2 protein-coding genes are annotated in these 2,547 nt (G+C 53.7%); one reads left to right on the top strand and one right to left on the bottom strand.

Annotated elements, in window-relative coordinates; translation table 11 throughout:
• Positions 1–73: 73 nt before the first annotated feature.
• Complete coding sequence (locus D6694_11345; GenBank protein RMH39264.1) at positions 74–1,522, top strand: IS66 family transposase; 1,449 nt, start codon at positions 74–76, stop codon at positions 1,520–1,522.
• Positions 1,523–1,634: 112 nt separating this feature from the next.
• Here D6694_11345 and D6694_11340 read toward each other — a convergent pair whose 3' ends face one another.
• Positions 1,635–2,414 carry a DUF4231 domain-containing protein gene (locus tag D6694_11340; GenBank protein RMH39263.1) on the bottom strand — a complete coding sequence of 260 codons (780 nt, stop codon included), beginning with the start codon at positions 2,412–2,414 and terminating at the stop codon, positions 1,635–1,637.
• Positions 2,415–2,547: the final 133 nt, after the last annotated feature.

Raw genomic sequence — 2,547 nt, 5'->3', positions numbered from 1 at the left:
GTTAGTGAACTGATAGAAAAGACAAAGGGAACGCAAAGGTAAAACAAACAGTAGCCTGCTATACTGTGGACCTATGAAGACGATACCTCGATTTGAGCGTGAGCAACTGGAGCAACTCGATAAGAATACGCTGATCGATTTGGTGCTGCTCATGCAGGAGCAAATCGATGAACTGCGCCAGCGGGTCAAAGAGTTAGAAGACCAAGTTGCCAAGCACAGCGGCAACAGCGGCAAACCGCCCAGCAGCGATGGGCTGAAGAAACCGCGGACGCGAAGTTTGCGTCGGTCAGAAGGGCGCAAGCCAGGCGGACAGAAAGGACATGTGGGTCATACACTGGAGATGCGGGAGAATCCAGATCAGATAGAGCTACATCCATTGCACCACTGTCCCCGTTGTACCCAGGACCTGTCGGGCATTGACGCCAGCACGTATATTCGTCGACAGGTGTACGATGTGCCACCAGTACAGATAGAGGTGACCGAGCACCGGGTCGAGAGCAAGCAGTGTCCCGGCTGTGGTCATCAAGTGCAGGCAGCGTTTCCCGAAGGTGTAACTCAGCCAGTCCAGTATGGTTCCCGTCTCAAGGCCCAGGCCAGCTATCTCAACACCTATCATTTCATCCCCATCGCCCGTACGTGCGAGTTGTTGGGTGACTTTTATGGTCACACCCCGGCCTGGGCCTTTGTGGGCGATGCCAATCAGGCCGTTGCATCAGGATGTGAGCCCACTTTGAGTGAGATTCAGCGTCAACTATTGCAGGCCCATCTCGTACACTTCGACGAGAGCGGTCTGCGGGTTGCGGGTCAACTTCACTGGCTGCACAGTGCGGGCACCGAGTGGCTGACCTTCTACGGATTGCATCGCAAACGGGGGCATGAGGCCATGAAATCTATGGGCATCTTGCCTGCGTTTACAGGCTGGGCCCTGCATGACCACTGGGCCTCCTATCTGACCTTTGACCAGTGTGAGCATGCCTTCTGCAACGCTCATCATCTGCGGGAACTGCAGTTCATTACTGACCAGTATGAACAACCATGGGCCGATGAAATGGCGGACCTTCTGCTTGACATCAAGGCCGAAGTGGCAGAAGTATCTAGCCAGGCCGATTCCCTCCCCCCAGACCGTCTGGCGCATTATGAGAGGGAGTACAGCACCATCTTGCAGCGAGGATTCAAGGCCAATCCGCCACCCCGGAACCCGCCCCCTGCGAAACGGGGGCGCCCCAAACAGTCACCACCCAAGAACTTGCTTGACCGTCTGGACAAACATCGTTCAGGTGTACTCGCCTTCATGTATGACTTCCGGATCCCCTTTGACAACAATCTCGCTGAACGGGACATCCGAATGGTCAAAGTCAAACAGAAAGTCTCCGGCGCCTTCCGCACTTGGCATGGGGCACTCACATTCTGTGACATTCGCAGTTACATCTCCACTGTACGCAAGCACGGGGCCAATGTCATCGCCGCTCTGCACGATGCTTTGACTGGACAACCCTTCATCCCTCTACCCATCAGCGTTTAGCCTGAATAGTTACTATCTTTGTCAAAACCGTTGAAGTCGAGGATGTAGCTGCACCTCATTGACGGGCAGCGACTGTTGTGCCTTTGCCTCCTTTGGCTCGAGAGTAGTTTCGTCACCCAACAAGGCGCAGGTCGGGCTTCTCAGATTCAGCCCTTTCCGCTCGTACAATGAATGCCTCTATCGTTCCTGCGACTATTTGTTCATATTCATTACGCAGAGAGTCAATGAGGGATTCCGCCGTTTCAATTGCTTCATCCACTGAATGTGGCGCGTCAATCCCTATTCTCTGTGTCCTATACTCTCTCTTCAACCGATACAGAGCGAGTTCGGCAGCCCTCTCTTCCAGCCAGGTCTTCCCATACCCGAAAAATGTGTCAATGGTGGATAGTGCTGCAACAAGGAGCGAAACAAGAGATGCTGCAACTGTGAAAGGTGACAGACCTTGTTTGCCAACTTCGAGCATGAGCAGAAATGGCAGAGCGAAACTCAGAAGGATGATTGGAAACCTAATGAGATAGTATCGAGTCTTGCTTTTCGCAGCTTGTCCGTGGTACCATTGTGCATGTGCGCCTATCTGCTCAAGCTCTTTATCCAAGTGTGACTTCAGAGTATTCAGGTATTCGACCTTCTGTTCATCCTCGTTTGTTTGGCCTGCTTGGGTCATGGTGCTACCTCGCTGCAAATAGTATAGCTTACACAATGCGTACCTGTTTTGAGACACTAACCTCGATTTCTGCCGCCCAACGGCGCTGCGGATGCGCCGTTGGGCCGCCGCAAACGCAGCGAGCAAGGCCCGGCCAGCGGACGCAGTCCGCAGCGCCGGCGACTGCAAGACCACCATGGCCAACCCGCTACTTCCTTTGCAAATCGCGCCCGCTTTCGCGAGCGGCATAGCCGCTGTCCGCTGCAGCCGTGGTTGGGCTTGCTGTCTAAAGCCCAATGGGAATGTTCAGCTGAAATTGTCTCGGAGTGAAGTATTCAAAAGTAAGGGGATGGAGTACAAGAATTTGGTCATTACCGTGGAT

It is taken from the genome of Gammaproteobacteria bacterium, assembly GCA_003696665.1.
In the GTDB taxonomy this organism is placed as follows: domain Bacteria; phylum Pseudomonadota; class Gammaproteobacteria; order Enterobacterales.
This window is presented reverse-complemented; position numbering and strand designations above follow the sequence as displayed.

Excerpts from the sequence above, each read along its gene's own strand:
- D6694_11345 (RMH39264.1), top strand. The coding sequence starts at position 74 with ATGAAGACGATACCTCGATTTGAGCGTGAGCAACTGGAGCAACTCGAT.
- D6694_11340 (RMH39263.1), bottom strand. The coding sequence starts at position 2,414 with ATGCCGCTCGCGAAAGCGGGCGCGATTTGCAAAGGAAGTAGCGGGTTG.